This window comes from Tsukamurella sp. 1534, assembly GCF_000312385.1.
Taxonomy (GTDB): Bacteria; Actinomycetota; Actinomycetes; order Mycobacteriales; family Mycobacteriaceae; genus Tsukamurella.
This window is the reverse complement of sequence record NZ_HE997627.1, coordinates 27,350-44,928: the sequence shown is the minus strand read 5'-3', so window position 1 is coordinate 44,928 and position 17,579 is coordinate 27,350. Positions and strand designations below refer to the sequence as shown.

Annotated in this window: 19 protein-coding genes and 1 tRNA gene; 8 read left to right on the top strand and 12 right to left on the bottom strand. The window is 70.7% G+C overall.

Features of this window, described 5'->3' with window-relative positions; all coding sequences use genetic code 11:
* Nucleotides 1–46: 46 nt before the first annotated feature.
* The 4 genes from BN39_RS12525 to BN39_RS12510 form a co-directional block, all read right to left on the bottom strand.
* Entirely contained in the window at nucleotides 47–658 is a 612-nt protein-coding gene (locus BN39_RS12525) for a CDP-alcohol phosphatidyltransferase family protein (protein ID WP_040768226.1), read from the bottom strand.
* Nucleotides 655–2,961: an accessory Sec system translocase SecA2 gene (gene secA2 / locus BN39_RS12520; RefSeq protein WP_019202750.1), complete on the bottom strand. Its 2,307-nt coding sequence runs from the start codon at nucleotides 2,959–2,961 to the stop codon at nucleotides 655–657. The genes BN39_RS12525 and secA2 overlap by 4 nt, the downstream gene beginning before the upstream one ends.
* A 44-nt stretch (nucleotides 2,962–3,005) precedes the next feature.
* Nucleotides 3,006–4,490 (bottom strand): M28 family peptidase, encoded by a 1,485-nt coding sequence (locus tag BN39_RS12515; protein ID WP_081586155.1) that lies wholly within the window; start codon nucleotides 4,488–4,490, stop codon nucleotides 3,006–3,008.
* A gap of 156 nt (nucleotides 4,491–4,646) precedes the next feature.
* Nucleotides 4,647–5,483 (bottom strand): alpha/beta fold hydrolase, encoded by an 837-nt coding sequence (locus BN39_RS12510; protein WP_019202748.1) that lies wholly within the window; start codon nucleotides 5,481–5,483, stop codon nucleotides 4,647–4,649.
* 52 nt (nucleotides 5,484–5,535) lie between these two features.
* Here BN39_RS12510 and BN39_RS12505 point away from each other — a divergent pair, with 52 nt between their 5' ends.
* Nucleotides 5,536–6,105 (top strand): maleylpyruvate isomerase family mycothiol-dependent enzyme, encoded by a 570-nt coding sequence (locus tag BN39_RS12505; RefSeq protein WP_019202747.1) that lies wholly within the window; start codon nucleotides 5,536–5,538, stop codon nucleotides 6,103–6,105.
* 3 nt (nucleotides 6,106–6,108) lie between these two features.
* Here the strand turns inward: BN39_RS12505 and BN39_RS12500 are convergent, their stop codons facing one another.
* Nucleotides 6,109–6,759: an LpqN/LpqT family lipoprotein gene (locus tag BN39_RS12500; RefSeq protein WP_081586085.1), complete on the bottom strand. Its 651-nt coding sequence runs from the start codon at nucleotides 6,757–6,759 to the stop codon at nucleotides 6,109–6,111.
* 96 nt (nucleotides 6,760–6,855) lie between these two features.
* Between BN39_RS12500 and BN39_RS12495 the strand changes: the two genes are divergently transcribed.
* On the top strand, nucleotides 6,856–7,773 hold the full coding sequence (locus BN39_RS12495) for a phosphotransferase (RefSeq protein ID WP_019202745.1): 918 nt from the start codon (nucleotides 6,856–6,858) through the stop codon (nucleotides 7,771–7,773).
* Nucleotides 7,774–7,865: 92 nt separating this feature from the next.
* A complete protein-coding gene (locus tag BN39_RS12490; protein WP_019202744.1) occupies nucleotides 7,866–8,063 on the top strand; it encodes a hypothetical protein in 198 nt (65 codons plus the stop codon).
* Nucleotides 8,064–8,156: 93 nt separating this feature from the next.
* Here BN39_RS12490 and BN39_RS12485 read toward each other — a convergent pair whose 3' ends face one another.
* The gene (locus BN39_RS12485) at nucleotides 8,157–8,597 is read right to left on the bottom strand and encodes a nitroreductase/quinone reductase family protein (protein WP_019202743.1); all 441 of its coding nucleotides are present in this window, start codon (nucleotides 8,595–8,597) and stop codon (nucleotides 8,157–8,159) included.
* Between the two features lie 7 nt (nucleotides 8,598–8,604).
* Entirely contained in the window at nucleotides 8,605–9,324 is a 720-nt protein-coding gene (locus BN39_RS12480) for an NAD(P)H-dependent oxidoreductase (protein ID WP_019202742.1), read from the bottom strand.
* Nucleotides 9,325–9,492: 168 nt separating this feature from the next.
* Here BN39_RS12480 and BN39_RS12475 point away from each other — a divergent pair.
* Nucleotides 9,493–9,566, top strand: a tRNA-Pro gene (locus tag BN39_RS12475).
* Nucleotides 9,567–9,605: 39 nt separating this feature from the next.
* On the opposite strand, the gene BN39_RS12470 is transcribed toward BN39_RS12475, so the two are convergent.
* A complete protein-coding gene (locus BN39_RS12470; RefSeq protein ID WP_051159016.1) occupies nucleotides 9,606–9,929 on the bottom strand; it encodes a hypothetical protein in 324 nt (107 codons plus the stop codon).
* A gap of 105 nt (nucleotides 9,930–10,034) precedes the next feature.
* Between BN39_RS12470 and BN39_RS12465 the strand changes: the two genes are divergently transcribed.
* Entirely contained in the window at nucleotides 10,035–10,493 is a 459-nt protein-coding gene (locus BN39_RS12465) for a hypothetical protein (protein ID WP_019202740.1), read from the top strand.
* Here BN39_RS12465 and BN39_RS12460 read toward each other — a convergent pair.
* The 4 genes from BN39_RS12460 to BN39_RS12445 all read right to left on the bottom strand — a co-directional run bounded on the left by BN39_RS12460 (nucleotide 10,490) and on the right by BN39_RS12445 (nucleotide 14,254).
* Complete coding sequence (locus tag BN39_RS12460) at nucleotides 10,490–11,425, bottom strand: patatin-like phospholipase family protein (protein ID WP_019202739.1); 936 nt, start codon at nucleotides 11,423–11,425, stop codon at nucleotides 10,490–10,492. The two genes, BN39_RS12465 and BN39_RS12460, sit on opposite strands and share 4 nt — an antisense overlap.
* Nucleotides 11,426–11,611: 186 nt before the next feature.
* Nucleotides 11,612–12,346 (bottom strand): tyrosine-protein phosphatase, encoded by a 735-nt coding sequence (locus BN39_RS12455; protein ID WP_019202738.1) that lies wholly within the window; start codon nucleotides 12,344–12,346, stop codon nucleotides 11,612–11,614.
* Between the two features lie 22 nt (nucleotides 12,347–12,368).
* A complete protein-coding gene (locus BN39_RS23245; RefSeq protein ID WP_019202737.1) occupies nucleotides 12,369–12,812 on the bottom strand; it encodes a hypothetical protein in 444 nt (147 codons plus the stop codon).
* Nucleotides 12,813–12,880: 68 nt separating this feature from the next.
* A complete protein-coding gene (locus tag BN39_RS12445) occupies nucleotides 12,881–14,254 on the bottom strand; it encodes a DUF2252 domain-containing protein (RefSeq protein ID WP_040767899.1) in 1,374 nt (457 codons plus the stop codon).
* A 130-nt stretch (nucleotides 14,255–14,384) separates the two neighbouring features.
* Between BN39_RS12445 and BN39_RS12440 the strand changes: the two genes are divergently transcribed.
* From BN39_RS12440 to BN39_RS12430, 3 genes are read left to right on the top strand one after another with little or no spacing between them, the layout of a single operon-like run.
* Nucleotides 14,385–15,158, top strand: coding sequence for a siderophore-interacting protein (locus BN39_RS12440; protein WP_019202735.1), 774 nt, complete (start codon nucleotides 14,385–14,387; stop codon nucleotides 15,156–15,158).
* Between the two features lie 14 nt (nucleotides 15,159–15,172).
* On the top strand, nucleotides 15,173–16,417 hold the full coding sequence (locus tag BN39_RS12435; protein ID WP_237741689.1) for a glycosyltransferase 87 family protein: 1,245 nt from the start codon (nucleotides 15,173–15,175) through the stop codon (nucleotides 16,415–16,417).
* Between the two features lie 32 nt (nucleotides 16,418–16,449).
* Complete coding sequence (locus BN39_RS12430) at nucleotides 16,450–17,565, top strand: MlaD family protein (RefSeq protein ID WP_081586083.1); 1,116 nt, start codon at nucleotides 16,450–16,452, stop codon at nucleotides 17,563–17,565.
* Nucleotides 17,566–17,579 lie beyond the last annotated feature (14 nt).

The following is a 17,579-nucleotide window of genomic DNA, read 5'->3' as shown; positions in this document are numbered from 1 at the left end:
TGGGCGGCACGGGTATTGAGCAAACATGCCCCCGCGTTGTCCGACCCTATCCGGAAGGGCGCCGGACCTTCGGCAGATCGCGTACCACCAGCACCGTCTGCCACCAGTACAGCACCAGTGTCCACCAGTACATGCCGAGCCCCCAGATGAGGAAAGCCCAGCCCAGCGGGTGCATCACGGCACCGAGAGCGTTGTCGAGCGTGCCGGCGAGCAGCATCGGCAGTGCGTACATCAGTGCCATCGTCGCCGCTTTTCCGAGGTACAGGGTCGGCAGCGCCGTGATCCCGCGGCTGCGCAGCAGCGGGACCGTGCACGCGAGCACCGCCTCGCGACCGAGCAGGAGCCCGATCACCCACCACGGAACGATTTCACGCACGCCGAGCGCGATCGGCACGATGATCATGTAGAGCCGGTCGGCGGCGGGGTCGAGCAACTCCCCCAGCCGGGTCTGCTGGTCGAGGACGCGGGCCAGTTTGCCGTCGAGCCAGTCGGTGAAGCCGGACACCATGAGCACCACCAGCGCCCACGCGTCGTTGCGCTCGACGAGCAGCAGCCACAGGAACAGCGGGATGCCGAGGAGCCGCAGCACGCTCAGCGCGTTGGGGACGTTGAGGGCCCCGTCCGTCAGCGATCGGCTCTGCGCGCTCACGTCACTCAGATCAGCCCGAACATGTTCGCCATGCCCTTGGTGGCGAACGGGTTGTCGTGGACCATGTACGTCCAGGTCAGCGTGTTCCGCCCGAGATCGGCGCCGTCGAGGTCGATGCCGTTCTCGGTGATCTCGGCCTCCTGCAGCGTCTCCCGCGTGCGGCGCACGGCCTCCTCGGGGAGCTTGCGGAACTCCTCGACCACCAGCCGGTGGAACTCGTCGAGCGGCGACTGCCGCCCCAGCGCGCGCAGGTGGATGGTGGTCTGCACCTCGGAGACAAAGGCCAGGTGCTCCGCCCACACCCGGTCCAGGTGGTAGAGGAAGGCCTCGCGTGCGGCCTGTTCCAGCACCTCGTCGGAGATGCCCGCCGCACGCCGCTCCTCCAAGCGCTCGGACTCCAGGTCGCCGAACTCGACCAGAGGCTTGTCCGTGGTGAGCAGCGCGTGCCGCCGGCCCATGATCAGGTCGCGCTGCTGGTTCACGAGCTGGTTGTAGCGCCACGTGTTGGCGTGCGTCTCGAGCATCGCGCCCTCGGCGACGCGCTGCGCAGAGTCCAGCATGTCCGCGGCCTTGGTGCCGGAGAACTCGCCCGTGTCCACGTCGGCACCGCGGGGCGGCGTCTTGAGCGGCAGGTGCCGCTCGACGATCGGGTCCTCGACCGAGGCGAAGATCACCGACGTGCCCGGATCGCCCTGGCGGCCCGCGCGGCCCTTGAGCTGCTGGTCGAGGCGTTCGGTGTCGTGCAGGCCGGTGCCGACCACGGCGAGGCCGCCGAGCTCGGCAACCTCGTCGTGCTCGGGGCTGTCGTCGCCGGCGGCGCTGCCGCCCAGCTTGATGTCCGTGCCGCGGCCCGCCATCTGGGTCGAGACGGTGACGGCGCCCTTGGTGCCGGCCTCGGCGATGATGCGGGCCTCGTCGGCGTCGTTCTTGGCGTTGAGCACCGTGGCGACGACACCCGAGATCTTGAGCATGTGCGCGAGCTCCTCGGACTCCGCCACGTCGTGCGTGCCGATGAGCACGGGCTGCCCCGTCTCGTGCACCTCGCGGACGTACTCGACGATGCCCGCCACCTTGTTGCCCTTGTTGTCGTAGACGCGCATGGGCTGGTCCACGCGGATGTTGGGCGTGTTCGGCGGGATCTGCGAGACGCCGAGGTCGTAGAACTGGCGCAGCTGCTCGCCGGCGGCGATGGCAGTGCCGGTCATGCCGCACACGAGGGCGTACCGCTGCAGCAGCGCCTGCACGGTGATGGTGTCGATCACCTCGCCCGAATCCGTCTGCGCCAGGCCCTCCTTCGCCTCGACGGCCGCCTGCAGCCCGTCGGGCCAGCGCTGCAGTTCGGCGACGCGGCCGCGGGAGGAGTTGATCAGCTTCACGGTGCCGTCGCGCACGATGTAGTGGATGTCGCGCTCGACGAGGGAGTACGCGTGCAGCGCGATGTTCACCTGCGGCAGCGTGGTCCCGATGTGGGCGTCGGAGTAGAGATCGATGCCGCCGAGCTCCTCCTCGACCAGCTTGGCGCCGTCGTCGGTGAGGAACGCCGACTTGCCGTCGGCGTCGATCTCGTAGTGCTTGCCCTGCCGGAGGCGGGCCACGACCTCCATGATCGCGGCCTGCGGCACGTCGCCGCGGACGGAGCCGGCGAGCACCAGCGGGATCAGCGCCTCGTCGACGAGCACGGAGTCCGCCTCGTCGACGATCGCGACGTCCGGCTTCGGGGAGATCAGATCCTCGGCGCGGGTGGCCAGCTGATCGCGCAGAACGTCGAAGCCGATCTCGTTGACCGAGCCGTACACCACGTCGCGCGCGTAGGCGTCTCGCCGCTCCTCGCGGGTGGAGGCCTCAGTGACGTATCCGACGGTGACGTCGAGCAGGTCGAAGAAGGGCTTCATCCACTCGGCGTCACGACGGGCGAGGTAGTCGTTCGGGGAGATCACGTGGACGCTGCGCCCGGAGAGCGCCATGCCGGCGGCGGCGACGGCACCGGCGAGGGTCTTGCCCTCGCCGGTCGCCATCTCGACCACGTCGCCCTCGAGCAGGCGGTCCGCGCCCTGCAGCTGGACGTCGAAGGGCCGCAGGCCGAGCGCGCGCCCCGCTGCCTCGCGGGCGATCGCGATGAACTTGGCCCGGTCCTCGGACTTGGGCTTGTAGACGTCCAGCGCCAGCGCGGCATCGGGGAACTCCGCATCGGAGAGCCCCTGCGCCCACTCGTCGAATGCGGCGGACTGCTCGATCTGCGCGACGGAACGCGACTGGTTCCGCGTGCTCTGCGCACCGAGCACCTTCCACATCTTGTTGCTGAACCTGCCCACGTGACCTCCCGCTCGACGAATGCGCTATCGAGCGTACCGGGGCGTCAGAGTGCGCCGAAGTAGGCCGTGGACCACGCCACCGCGCCGATGGACGTGCGGTACATGTCGCGGTTGACGTTGGCGATGTCGTCGCGGGGGCTGTGGTAGTTCGGGTCGTAGGTGTCGCCCGCCTTTCCGCCCCACTGCTGCACCTGCTCCGGCGTCTTCGTCCCGTCCGCGCCGGTGTCCATGCCGCCCGCGGCGATGCCGACCTCCTTGAACGGGCCGTAGTCGGAGCGGCCGTCGAAGGCCGACGCCTCGACGGGGATCTTCCGGTCCGCGAAGTAGTTCCGGAAGACCTGCTCGATGACGCCCGAGCCGTCGGGGCCGGCGCCGCCCTCGAGCTTCGACGAGCCGTCACCGTCGAAGGTGAAGAACCCGCCGTTCGGCGAGCCCAGCATGTCGAAGTTCAGGTAGCGCTTGATCTTCGCGGAGTCCTCACCGGAGAGCGACGAGACGTAGTGGGTGGAGCCGACCAGGCCCTCCTCCTCGGCGCCCCAGAGCGCGAACCGCACCTTGTTCTTGACGTCGGCGTCCGCGCCGAGCTTGGTCGCGGTCTCGAGCACCGCCGCCGATCCGGTCCCGTTGTCGTTGATGCCCGGCCCCTCGGCGACGCCGTCGAGGTGCGCGCCGACCATCTGCACGTTCCCGTCGTCGCCCTTCTTGGTCTCCGCGAGCAGGTTCCAGGTCTTGGCCTTCTCGGTCTTGGCGTCCACGGTGAGGGTGACGTCCTGGCCGTCGGGGATCGGGGCGTCCTGCGCCACGCCCACGACGGGGATCGACGCGCCGTCGTCGAGGCCGAGGGTGCCGCCCTTCCAGTCGCCCGGCTGGTTGTTGACGACGATGAGTGCCGCGGCGCCCTTGGCGGCGGCGGCCTTGTACTTCTCGCCGAACGTGCACGAGCCGCGTTTGACCACGGCGATGGACCCGGGCGTGACCTTGTCGAACTCCTGCGGAGCGCAGCCGACCGCGTTCGTCACCACGGTCTTGGCGGTGAGCGGGCCCGGGGTGGCGCCGGAGTACTGGAGCGCGGTCGCGGCGACCGGCGCACCGGCGGACTGCAGTTCGACCTTGGACGACGACCAGCTGGCCTGGGTGAACTCCTGACGCTTCACCTCGTAGCCGGCGTCGGTGAGCGTCTTCTCCGCGTATTCGAGGCTCTGCTGGTAGCCGGGCGACCCGAGGCCGCGGTTGCCGCCGTTGCGGTTGGCGATGTCCTGCAGCGTCTCCAGGTGCTTGATCGCCCCGTCGAGCGTGACGGCGTCGGCGAGCGCCTTGGCCTTCGTCGTCGCCTCCGGGTTGTCGGCGGCGCCGGCGGGTGCAGGGCGCGCGGTGCTCGAGAGCGCGGTCGGCGCCGTACTCGACGCGGCGCCGGACGACGACGGGGACGCCGTGTCGCCGGACGTACCGCACCCCGCTGCGGCCAGGCCCACGACGGTGAGCGCGGAGAAGACCCGGACGGTGGTAGATGTCTTTCGCCTCTGCAACATGCCCTCCATTAGATACACAGAAGACGATGTTTGCGGGGCGAACACGCACAACGATTCCGGGCGGGTTCGGCGACCGGCGGCCGCGAGACGCCGTCGTCACGCCGAATTCCACTGCGGGGCACAGTGTTCGACGCTCTGGATACCGACCTCGGGGCGTCACCGGGTCGCGGCGAGGTGCTCCAGGAGCAGGCCCGCCACGGTCTCGGGCGCCTGTTCGACGGCCCAGTGCGTGACGTCCTCGAGCATCTCGAACCGGTACCGGCCGGTGCAGTGCCGTTCGGTCCCGAACGCGGCGACGGACCCCAGGGCCACGTCGTCGGTGGGCCACAGGTAGAGGACAGGGGTCTCGACGGTGCCGGCGGCCGCGGGCGGGCGGCCGGAGCGGTACCAGTTCAGGGCCGCGGTCAGGGCGCCCGGCTCCTGGAACCGCTGGACGTACTCGTCGACCACGTCGCGGGGCACTGCGCCGCCGTACAGCCCGCGCAGCGCGCGGGCGCCGTCCTTGAGCATGGCGTTCTCGGTGGCCGGGGTCTGCCGCCACTCGGTGAGGTACCGCGACATCGCCTGCTGCTCCTCGTCGGTGCGCAGCGCCTCACCGAGGGCGGCGGGGTGCGGTGTCGCGACCACCGTCAGGGAGCGCAACCGTTCGGGGTGCTCGACGGCGGTCCACCAGGCGACGGTGCCGCCCCAGTCGTGACCGGCGAGGTCGAAGGTGTTCCATCCCAACGCGTCCGCGATCGCGAGCACGTCGCCCACCAGGTCGCCGATCGCGTAGTCCGCGGGCCGCTCCGGACGCACCCCCGGCGAGTACCCGCGCTGATCGGGTGCGACGGCCCGGAATCCCCTCTCCCCCAGTACCGCGACCTGATACCGCCAGGCGATCGCGGCCTCGGGGAATCCGTGCAGCAACAGCACCGGGCGGCCGTCCTCGGGTCCGGCGGCGATCGCGTCGAAAGAGCCGGCGGGGGTGTCGATGCTGAGGTACTCGGTCATGAATCCGAGGCTATTGCACGCATCTGTCAGTGCCGCGTGCCACAGTGACGCCATGACTGATCTGACCGGCCTGAATCCCGCCGACCGCCACCGCGCGGCGGCCGCCACGTTCGCGGAGGTCGCCGGCGCGATCACCGACTGGGACGCCCAGACCCCCGTGCCCGAGTGGAAGGCGCGGGACGTGGTGGCGCACCTCGTCGAATGGCTGCCCGGGTTCCTGCAGTCCAACGGCGTGCGGCTCGACGGTGCTCCGGCCGACGCCGCGGCCCCGGCGGAGGCGTTCGCGCAGCTCACGGCCGCGGTGCAGGCGCTTCTGGACGCGCCGGACGCGCATCGGGTGATCGCCACGTCGATGTTCGGGGACAAGCCGCTGGACGAGATGGTCGACCAGTTCTACACGGCGGACGTGTTCATGCACACGTGGGATCTGGCCCGGTCCGGCGGGATCGACCCGGCGCTGGATCCGGCGTTCGCGAGCGAGCTGGTCAGCGGCCTGGAGGCGATGGGGCCGATGCTGCAGGAATCGGGCCAGTTCGGCACGCCGGTGCCGGTACCGGAGGATGCGGACCCGGTCACGTCACTCGTCGGCTTCATCGGGCGTGACCCCGGCTTCCGGCCGTGACCGTCAGGGCGTGATCCGCAGGCCCGTGAGAATCGTCTCCGAATCCCGCTTGTAGGTGGCGTTGTTCGGGTCGGTGGTCTGCACCGTCAGCGTGACACCCCAGAGCTTCGAGCCGGACGGGACGGCCACGGCCACCACGGTGGCGCGGTGCTGGCCGGCCTTCACGGCGGGCATGGAGTAGCTGACGGACGTCGTGCGGAAGCCGCACAGCGTGCCCGGCACCGGCGCGGTCATGCCCTCGACCCGCACGGTGGTCTTGAGCCCCTCGATCTGCGCGTCGAGCAGCTGCTGCGGCGTCGCGCCGGTGGCGTCCTCCAGGGTCACCACGGCGTTGGGCGCGAACTGATCTGCTGCGAGTGCCTTGTTGACGATCGCCGCACGAATCAGATCGTTGTCCTGCGAGGTCTGGCGGTCCCAACCGGCGGGCTGCGGCAGGCCGATCCTGGGTTCGCCGGCCTTCTTGGCCGGTAGATCGAGGATCCGTCCCGCCACGGCCGCGCACGCTCCGTTCGTGGGGGCGGACGACGCCGGCGCCGAGGACGACCCCGTGGGGGTCGCCGCGGCGACGGGCTCCCCCGTCGTGCTCTGCGCGCATCCCGCGAAGGGCAGTGCGAGCGCGACGGGAACGGCGGCGAGTGCACGGAACTTCATCATCGTCGCACATTAACACCAGGGTTCACGATGCTCAATATCGTCGGAGACGGAAAATTCGGTCGCGCGGGAACCGCCGGCTTTGCCAGCATCGGGGACATGCTCACCCCGCCGACGAACCCGACGTCCGACGAGGTCCTCGCCGCGGTGCGGCGACACTGGGAACCCGGCGCCGACGCGGCCACCCACCTGCCGGTCGGCTTCGGCGCCCACCACTGGCGGATCGATCGCGACGGCACGCCGTGGGGGTTCGCGACCGTCGACTCGGACACCGCCCTGCGCCCCCTGGGCGAGACCGCCTCGGCGTATGCGGCCGCCGCCCGGCTGCACGAGTCGGGAGTGCCGGGCGTCGTGTCGCCACTCCCCACGTCCGACGGTGCGCGGCTGGTCCCGATGGGCGGCGGCGGCCTCAGCGTGACGCCGTGGCTCGACGGGCGGACCCCGACGGCCGCGGAGGCGCTCGCCGGGGCGCGGCGCACCGTCGAACTGCTCGAGGCCCTGCACGCCGCCGAACCGCCTGCGGAGCTCCCCGGCTGGGTGCCGCGCGCCCCCGCCGGTCTCGCGGAACTGGTCGAGGAGGCCACCCGGGTCCCGTGGACGTCCGGGCCGTACGGCGAGCCTGCGCGGAAGGCGCTGCGGGCACGGCTCAGTGAGATCGCAACCTGGGCGGAGCGGCATCGGGAGCTCGCCGAGCGGGCCGCGGAATCGGGGCACTGGGTGCCCACCCACGGGGAGCCGCACCACGCGAATCAGTTGATCGTCGCGAGCGGGCAGGTGTTCGTGGACTGGGAGTCCCTGCGCTGCGCCCCGCCCGAACGGGACCTGCTCGACATCCCTTCCCACCTGCGCGAACAGCGTGGAGCACGGCCGTGGGCGGTGGAACTGTTCAGGCTCGAATGGCGGCTGTCGGAGATCGCCGAGTACGTCGACTGGTTCGGCCTCCCGCACTCCGGTGGCGCCGACGACGATGCGGCTTTCGCGGGGTTGTGTGAAGAACTCATGAAGGGCCCCGACTGATTCTGCAATAGCAAGCGCCCCAGTGCGAGCGGGTCTACCGTACTGGCAGTGGGACCGACCCACGGAGGTACGTGAGGAAGAGGCGGAACCGTATGTCTGAAGACGCGAACACCAGTGCCGATGACGCGAAGGCGAACTTCCAGGCGCAGGCCCAGGCGGCTGAGGCCAAGCTCGAGGCGGAGTTCGGCAAGGCCAAGGACGCGGTGTCGGAGGCGGCCGAGAAGCTCAAGGGCAACATCCAGGACGGCGTGAACTCGGTGAAGGACAAGCTCTCGGGTTCGGGGAGCTGACCTCCGGAATCGTCCCCATCGGGTCTTCGTGCCCGGAACACGTACGGCCGGACCCGCTTTCTCGGGTCCGGCCGTCTCGGTTCTCCGGCGAGGTCAGGCCGGCGTGCAGATCACGACGGGAATGTCGCGCTCGGTGCGCTGCTGGTAGCCGTCGTAACCCTTGTAGGCCTGGAGGATCTGCGGCCACAGCTGCGTCTTCTCCTCGGCCGTGGCGGTCCGCGCCGTGTAGGGCGCGGTCGCGCCGTCCACGGTGATCTCCACCGCGGGGTTCGCGACCAGGTTCTTGTACCAGTCGGGATTGTCGGAGTGGCCGCCCTTCGACGCGACCACCACGACGCGGTCCGCGGAGTAGAGGGGCGCGGTGAGCATCGTCGAGCGTCGCTGACCGGATTTGCGGCCGGTGGTGTGCAGTTCGAGGGTCTGCATGCCCAGGACCCGCTGCGGGAATCGACCGCCGGAGACGGCGAGCAGGAGACGATGGCCGTTCTCGAGCGCCCACGCGCCCGCGGAGGTCACCTTGTCGTTGAGTGTCATGGGCCCATCATGCCCGGCGGTGCGCCCGCCCGCCGGTCGCTCCCTCGGCGATGTGCGGATGCAACGCGATGGAGTGGTCGTAGTACTCGTCGGTCATCGGTAGGTAGGGAATCGGTTCGTCAGACCCGACGGTGCGCAGTCGTTGCGCCAGGCGGTCGGCGAGCTCGCGTGCCCGCGCGTCGTCGATGCCGTGCACGTGGGTGATGAGGTGCGGGGCGAGCGCCGCCATCCCCGTGTACCAGAAGGTGCCGTGCAGGAGCGGCCAGAAGATGTCCTCGACGTCGCCGCTGATCCCGCGGGGCGAGATCGAATCGGGGCGGTCGCCGGCGGTGACCACGGCCAACGCACGGCGTCCGGCCAGTCCCCCGTCGCCGTACTTGAGGAAGCGTCCCGTGCCGGGATCCGGGACGTCGTAGGCGAATCCGCGCTCGAAGACGCGGTCGATCCACCCCTTGAGCATGGCCGGCATCGAGTACCACCAGAGCGGGAACTGCAGCACCAGTAGGTCGGCGGCGCACAGCCGCGCCTGCTGCGCCCGCACATCCGACCCGCCCTCGTCGACGAGGATCGGGTCGAAGCCCTCCGCGTACAGGTCGTTCACGTCGACGGTCCACCCGTCCGACCGGAGTGCGGCGACCCCCTCGTCCCTCAGCATCGCGTTGAGCGACGATCCGTGCGGATGCGCGAACACCCACAGCGCTCGCCCGGGCCTCTCGACGTCCTTCACACTCACCCTCCGCACAACCCGCCGTGCACCGCGAAGATTCCGGCGCTCGGGCCGCGCACCGTCGACACCGACAGGCACGGATGGGTCGACACGACGGGCCCAGCAGGCGATTTCTCCGCGCCGGATCGGGTGGGGTAGTCTCGTACAGCACCGCGCGAGCGGCGCAAGCGGGCTGTGGCGCAGCTTGGTAGCGCACCTGACTGGGGGTCAGGTGGTCGCAGGTTCAAATCCTGTCAGCCCGACACTCGAAAACCACCTGGTACCAGGTGGTTTTCGGCGTTTCAGGGGTTCTTCGGCGTGCGTTCGGGAGCGAGCTTGAACGGGTCCGAGTTGAGGAGGCCGTTCCGGGCGTGCAGCCGCACCGTCTCCCCGTCGCCGACGGCGACGAGCCTCGGGGCGCGCCCCAGCAATCGCGTCGACGTGCCGCGGTAACGCGCGCCTGCGGCGACTCTGCGCGCGCCCGACTCGACTTCGACCCGGCAGGGCGCGCCCCAGACGGCGGGGTGCTCCACCCCGTCGATCTCGACCGCCGGGCGGGCGAGCGACTCGAGGAACCACCCGTTGATCCAGTGCGCCCGCACAGTCACTTCCACCACGCCGCTCACGAGTCGAGTAAACACCCGTGAGCACCGTGTTCGCGCGGTTTGCAAGCACACCTCTCGCGTAATAAGACGCGCGGCGCAGTGCGATCCCGCGCTACAGTTGCGCGCATGAAGCGTGCACTGGTGGTGATCGCGGTGGCAGTGGGTTGTGTGCTCGCCGCGAACCCCGCGGAGGCGGATCCCGCCGTGGACGCCGACCGGTACCGGGCCGAGGGCGGCGACTACGCGTTCCAGTACCGCTACGACGCCGCCGACCGGCAGTGCCGCATCTCCGACAACCCGACCACGGTGCGCTGCGACGTGTCCCCGCCGGCGGGGACTCGCATCACGGTGAACAAGCGCGGCGTCCGCCCGAACGCGATCGAGGTCACCGAGCGCGGCTGGCGCTACATCGAGCGCCGCGGCGGGCGCGTCCACGGCCGCCCGCTGCCCGAGGGGGCCCGGATCTCCGTGAACGGCGCCTCCTGCACCGCGATCCGCGACGGTGGCATCGAATGCTCGGTCGACCGCGCCGGGTTCACGCAGGCCGGCGGCCGGTTCGCGACACGCGGCCCCGCGGCGCGTTAGCCGAGCCCGTCCCAGACCCCTGCCAACTGATCGGCGAGCCCCCTCCCCTGCTCGTAGCCGCCGCGGGCCGCGCCGGGACGCACGGAGGGGTCCATCGCGTTCACGCCGAACACGTCGCCCGCCGCCGCGGCCGGCACCACGGTCTCCACGCGACTTCCGCCGGCACGGAGCTCCCCGATCTGCGCGGCCAGGTCCATCCCCCACGACGACGGGGTGCGCGTGCGGCCGCCGAACGGTGCCAACACCACGACCCGGCCGTACCCGCGCGCGAGATCGGCGTTCTCGTTCCGCCGGTACCCGCCGCTGAGATAGTGCCGCTCGCCGATCCGGTACGGCGGCAAGGGGCCGAATCCGTGGCTCGTACTGGCCGCGACCGCGTCCACCAGGTCGACACCGCTGTGGCGGGAGAAGGCCACCGGCGCACCGCTTTCCGCGTCGACTGCGGCGATGAGGACACGCTGCGCGGGCCACTCGTGACGAGGCAGCCGGGACGCGGCCACCTCGCGCCAGCGGGCACGGTGCACGCCGCCGGAGGTGCCCGGGTCGAGCGCCGCGGCACCGATCCTGCGCCGCATGTCCACGGGGTCGGCCGAATCGGCGATGAGCCGGTTCGACCAGTCCAGGTAGTCGCGGGTCGCTGTCGTCGGCGACGGGCGGTCGCCGGTGGGTGTCGGGTGCCGTTCGGCGAGGATCGCCGCGCACATGTCGCCCGACGGTACGCCGCTGGTGATCTGGGCGGCCACGGTCGAACCGGCGGAGGTGCCGACGAACAGGCCGGCGCGGGTGAGGTCGATCCCGGCGTCCGCGAGACCCGCCACCAGGCCGATCTGCCAGGCGTTGCCGGCCGATCCCGCGCCGGCGAGCACCACGGCGAGCTCGTGGGAGTGGTCCCCGTCGTCGTGCACGGGGGTGGAGAAGGGAGAGATGTTCATGGAGACGGCCTTTCGAGGATTGCGCTGCGCGGCGCTCCCCGATGCGACTACCTCGGCCGCAGGATCGTGGCCTGCTCGGGAGCACCCGGTACGGATACTGCGTTCACGGTGCTCACCTCCTGCTGGTCGATCACGATCGGTGGCAACGCTAGCACCGCGCCGCACCCGGCCGCGAGCGGATTTCCGCTACGCGATCAGCCTGCTCCTGAGCGTGTCGACGGTCGCCGCGTCGAGGCCCAGTCCGTTCCGGACGTAGCCCTCGAATCCCCCGTAGCGGGTGTCGGCCTCGTCGAACGCGGCCTGCAGGGCCTCGGGGAAGACCCCGGCCAGTACGCGCGCGGCCTCCCCGATCTCGGGGCCGCGCTCCTTCGCCGCGCCGGCCGCGATCCTGGCGATGGTCCCGGCCGAGTACTCGTTGGTGAGGAGGTAGTCGGCGAGGACGTCCTCGGCGGAGACCCCGACCAGGCGCTGGACCACGGCCGCGGCCCAGCCGGTGCGGTCCTTGCCCGCGCTGCAGTGGAACACGTGCGGCCCGTCGCCGGCGGCGATCACCCGCACCAGGCCACCGAACTGCGCCCGGGCGTTCTCCTCGGTCACGAACATCCGATAGACGTCGATGAGCAGGTCGCGCGCTCCGGCGGCGTCCTTGAGCGCCTTGGGATCGAGCGCGCCGAGCTCCAGTTCGTCGCCGATCACGTTGAACCGCCGATACAGCGCGCCGTCGGGGATCACGTCGGGCTTCGGGGTGACCTCCGCGGTCATCCGCAGGTCGTAGATCCCCGCGAGCCCCAGGGCCGTGAGTCTGTCCGCGTCGATCGACTCGGCGTCGAGCGCGTTGGAGCGGAACAGCACCCCCTGCCGCATCCGTCCACCGTCCGCCGGATATCCGTCCCGGCCCGCCACATCGCGGAAGTTGTCCACGAGGGGCAGCTTAATCGGGGCGTCAGGACGCGGCGCGGGTCCGCTGCTCGAGGCGTGCGTGATGGGTGCCGAGCGCCAGCGCGACGATCGCGTCGAGCGGTACGTCGGCGGGCACCTCGACGCGGGCGGCCAGCCGCGCACCGTCGGCCCCGCGCACCAGCAGCTGCCGCATCCGGGCGCCCGCCAGGCGCGCCCCGGGCCAGGCCACGTCGCGCAGGGTGCAGTGCGCCGGGATCGGCCCGTCCACGTCGCACAGCACCACGGGACCCGAGCGCACCAGCCGGGCGACCCGGGTGACGACCACGGGACGGCCCGACGGTGCGCGACCGACGAGCGTCCCGGCCGGGATGCCCGCTATCAGGACCTCGTCCCCATCCATGACCGTGCCCTCCGGCCAGATCGCGGTGTCGAAGGAGCGGGCGACGCCCGCGCGGGCGAGTGAGGGAAGTATCTCCGTCAGAGTCACGCCTACCGGTCTACGCCGCCGTCCGGTCGCGGGGGAAGGCCGTGGCCGTCAAGGTCCCGCTAAGACTTCTAGACCCCGTCCTCGGCGCACGGCAGCGTGCCACGCTTGACCGCGGCATGTGCTGCGGCGAAATCCTTCTCGTTCTGATCGGCGTAGGCGACCGCGAACGCCGAGACCGCCTCGTCGAACCCCGATCCCTTGCCCATGTACGAGGCGGCGACGTCCGCGAGCGGTGACTGCGAGTGCGCCCGCGCGAGTACCGCGGCACAGGCGACGCCGTACCGCTGGAACTGGTCCAGCGTGAGCATCTCGGTGGCCACCGAGCCCTTCATGTCCCGGAACTGACGCCAGTAGAAATCCTTGCCGTGCGACGTGGGCACGTAGCCGAGGAAGGGGTCCGACTGGGCCTGCATGGTCTGCTGCCCGGCGACGACGCGCCAGGCCTGGACGCCGGTCGACGGAGAGCGGGGCGGCAGGAGCGACGGGCCGAGGTTCCCGTGCGTGGCGAGCACCGACTCCGACGCCTCCTTGACCTGGAGGAACAGGGTCTCGGTGCCGCCGTCGCCGTCGTCACGGCCGAGCAGCACGATGAAGCAGCGGGTGCCCACGCTACCGACGCCGACGACGCGCAGCGCCCAATCGAGAACGGTGAACTGGGACATCAGCGCTGCTGCGTCGGCCCGGAGCGAGGCGATGTACAACTCGAAGGCGCCCTCGAAGTCGCGGATCAGCTCGGGCCTCGCGGGGATCAGGGTGGGCGGGTCGGGCACGATGGTCAGCTCACCGTCGGCGCTGGTGGCGGTGATCTTCTCCACCACGCGGGCCGAGGTGCGCTTGCGGGCCTGCTTGGCGGTCTTCTCGATGAGCGCCTGCAGTGGCTGGTCGTCGGACGCGGCGGCGGTGAGGGCATCGATGTCGACGGACAGGTAGTAGCGCTCGATGGCGCTCCGGTCCATGAGGTCGCGGAGGGTCTGCCGGTAGCCGGCGACCGCGGCGGCGGCCGCGTCCTGCCCCTGCTCATCGGTGTAGCCGTTGTCCCGCGCGGCGATCACCACGGACGTGGCCATCCGCTTGACGTCCCACTCCCACGGCGCGAATCCGGCCTCGTCGAAGTCGTTGACGTCGAACAGCTGCCGGCGCTCCGGAGAGGCGAAGAACCCGAAGTTCGCGATGTGGGCGTCGCCGCAACTCATGACGTGCGCACCGATGTTCGGGCTCGCGGTGGCCAGATCGTGCGCCATGAACGCCGCGCCGCCGCGGTAGAACGAGAAGGGCGAGTGCAGCATCCGGGACATGCGCACGGGGACGAGTTCCTGGATCCGCGAGGCGTTCTGCTCCCGGATGATCTCCACGACGTCGCGGCCGTCGGCCGAGAACTCCGCATGCGAGGACCGAGGAACCTTTTTGCGGAGGTCTTTTCCACTCCGTGTGCTTGCAGTCATGAAGGGATGCTAAACCCGGCTGGGACTTCCGGCCCGGTTTGAGGGAGACCGGTGCAGAACTGCGATTTAGGCAACCCTAATCAGGGATCTGTACGATTGTTCTGTAACCGAATTTCAGGAGTGATCCATCGTGACCGAGACCCCCGCACCCGCCCGTCGCCCCCGCCCGGAGTACGACGTCACCGTCGTCGAAACCCGGCGCGTGGGAACGCATCTGGTGCGCGTGACCGCCGAGGGAGAGTCGCTCGCCGGGTTCGGCGATCCCTCGCTGCCGGCACTGCCGAGTACCGACAGCTATGTGAAACTGCGCTTCGGCGACGCCACCCGGACCTATACCGTGCGGGAATTCGACCGCGCGTCACAGCGCATCGCGATCGATTTCGTGGTGCACGGCGACGAAGGCCTGGCGGGGCCGTGGGCACAGCGCGCACAGCCCGGCGACCGCATCACCCTGATGGGCCCCGGCGGGGCGTACTCCCCCGACGCCGAGGCACGCTGGCACTTGTTCGCGGGCGACCTCTCCGCCGTGCCCGCGATCGCCGCGGCGCTGGAGTCGCTGCCCGCGGACGCGCGCGGCGTCGCGCTCCTCGAGGTGGAGAGCGAGGGCGACCGGCTCGACCTCACGGCACCGTCGGGCGTGGACGTGCGGTGGCTCGTGAACCCCGACACCGCCGACGCCGGGTTCCTCGCCCGTTCCGTCGAGGCGGCGGGCTGGCCCGAGGACCGGGCGGGCGCCCACGTCTTCGCGCACGGCGAGCGCGAATCGATCAAGGCCATCAGGAAGGTGCTCAAGGCGCTGGAGGTGCCCCGCGATCGCATCTCCATCTCGGGGTACTGGGCCCGTGGCCGGGCCGAGGACGCGTTCCAGGCCGAGAAGCGTCAACCGATCGGTCAGATCGACTGAGCTAATCTTTTGCAGTGCCGAGCCCGCTGCCACCGCCCCCGTCGTCGTCCCGTCGTCGGATCGTGGCAGCGGTGGCGCTGCTGGCGGCGGCGACCTACCTCGGCTTCGCGCTGAGCATCTGGCACGACTTCCTCGATCTGGGCGTCTACCGCGTCGGGGCGCGGCAATGGCTCGACGGCGGCCGCCTCTACGGCGCCATGCCGCCGGTCGGCGACATCCACCTGCCGTTCACCTATCCCCCGCTGGCGGCGATCGTGTTCGCGCCGCTCGCGATGATACCGAAGTGGGCCGCCGACGCCACCATGTTCTCCCTGACGCTGGCCGCCGTCGGGCTCACGCTGTGGCTGGTGCTGGCGCGGCTTCGCCCCGCGACGGACCGCGGAACCCGGTTAACCCTGGTCGTGGCGGGCGTCGCGGCGGCGCAGTTCCTGGAGCCGGTGCGGGAGACGCTCGACTTCGGCCAGGTCAACGCGCTGCTAATGGCTGCCGTCGCCGTCGACACCCTGGTGCGCCACCCCCGCTGGCCCCGGGGCCTGCTGATCGGGATCGCGGTCTCGATCAAGCTGACGCCGGCGGGGTTCCTGTTGTTCTTCCTGCTGCGCCGGGATTGGCGCGGCCTCGCCACCGCGGCCGCCTCGACCGCCGGTTCCGTGGCCGTCGCGTGGGTCGTGATGCCCGAGGACTCGTACCAGTACTGGTTCCGCACGCTCGCGGAGACCGGGCGGATCGGGACGCCGAGCTACGCGGGCAACCAGTCGCTCAAGGGCCTCGCGTATCGCCTGGGGCTCGGTGAGAGCGCCGGCACGGCCGTCTGGATCGTGCTGTCGCTCGTGGCCGTCGCCCTGGCCGCGATGTGGATGCGACGGCTGCTGGCCGACGATCGCGTCTGCGCGGCGGTGGTGGTGAACGCGGCGGCCGTGCTCCTGGTGTCCCCGGTCTCGTGGACCCACCACTGGGTGTGGGCGGCACCGGCCATCGCGATCGGCGCGGTCGCGGTGGCGGACGGGCGCCGCGGCCGCGGATTCGTGGCCGCGCTGGCGTTCGGCGCGGCGCTGTTCTACCTCGGTCCGCAGTGGTGGCCACCGCACGAGGAGGACCGGGAACTGGCCTGGTCGTGGTGGCAGCAGATCCTGGGCAACGGCTACGTCCTCTTCACGTTCGCGACCCTCGTGACGGGCGCATTCTCCGCGTATCGTGTTCGCGGTCACAATGATTCGCCGCCGGTGACAGTGGACACAAAAGCGGCTCTCACTGCATAGATTTCAGACACCTGCGGATAATTTGTCTATTCGTGGACCTCGCCCCCGTTCCCGGTTTCAACCCGACGCCGGCTCAGCTGCGCCGTCGAGGTGTCGCCTTGGTGGTCGTGGTCGCGCTGATCGCCGTGGCGGTGTGGGGCTACAACACCTACCGCCCGCGTGACGAGTTCTCCCTCACGCTCCGCACGCCGTCCGTCGCCGCGGGCGTGACCGAGGGTTCGGCGGTGCGCATCCAGGGCATCAAGGTGGGCACGGTGACCGGACTGAGCCGCCTCGCGCACGGGGTGCAGGGCGTGCGCCTCACCCTCGACGGCCCGCAGGGGCGTTCGCTCACGAACAACGTGCAGGCCGATTTCGCGGCCGGGAACCTGTTCGGCGTCTCCGAGGTCATCCTCACCCCGCACGACGGGGGCGGCTCGCTGGTCGACGGTGCCGAGCTCAGCCCCTCGAAGCCCATCGCGGACAGCACGGTGGCGAACATGATCGCCACCATCGGCGACGTCAACGACGACGCGCTGCGTCCGCACATGAGCCGGATCCTGATGAACGTGGACGCGTCGTCGAAGGCGATGCTGCCGCTGCTGACCACGCTCGGTAGCGTGACGCAGGCCGTGAAGGACACGCAGCGCGTCTCCACCGCGAAGACGTTCCCCATCATCGCCCGGACGCTCGACGCGGCCGATTCCTCCGTCGCGCAGATGATCCCGGCGGTCGGCAGCGCGGCCTACTTCCCGCCGCTGCACAACGGGGATTCGAAGAAGACGATCGAGATGCAGCACGGCATCAACGACGAGAGCACCGGCCTGCTCGCGGGCCTGCAGGCGATCCTCACCCCCGAGGCGCTCGCGAGCCTGAAGACCCTGACCCCGGTGGGCGTGAGCCTGCTGAAGCCGATCCTCGGGGCGTTCCCGGACGGCAGCGCCCGCGGCGTGGGCGTGCAGTTGTCGCAGCTGCTCGACAACGTGCGGCGCGCCATGCCGAACACCCCGAACGGCCCGGTGCTCAACCTTCGCCTGTCCGTCGATTACCCCGCCATCGGCGCGGCCCTCCCGCAGGGTGCCGATGTGCCGCCGAACCGCGCCGCCGCCGCGAAGCCCGGCACGGCCACCGAGGCCCGCCCCGCCGCCCCATCACCGTCGACTCCCTGATCGCCGCTCGCGCG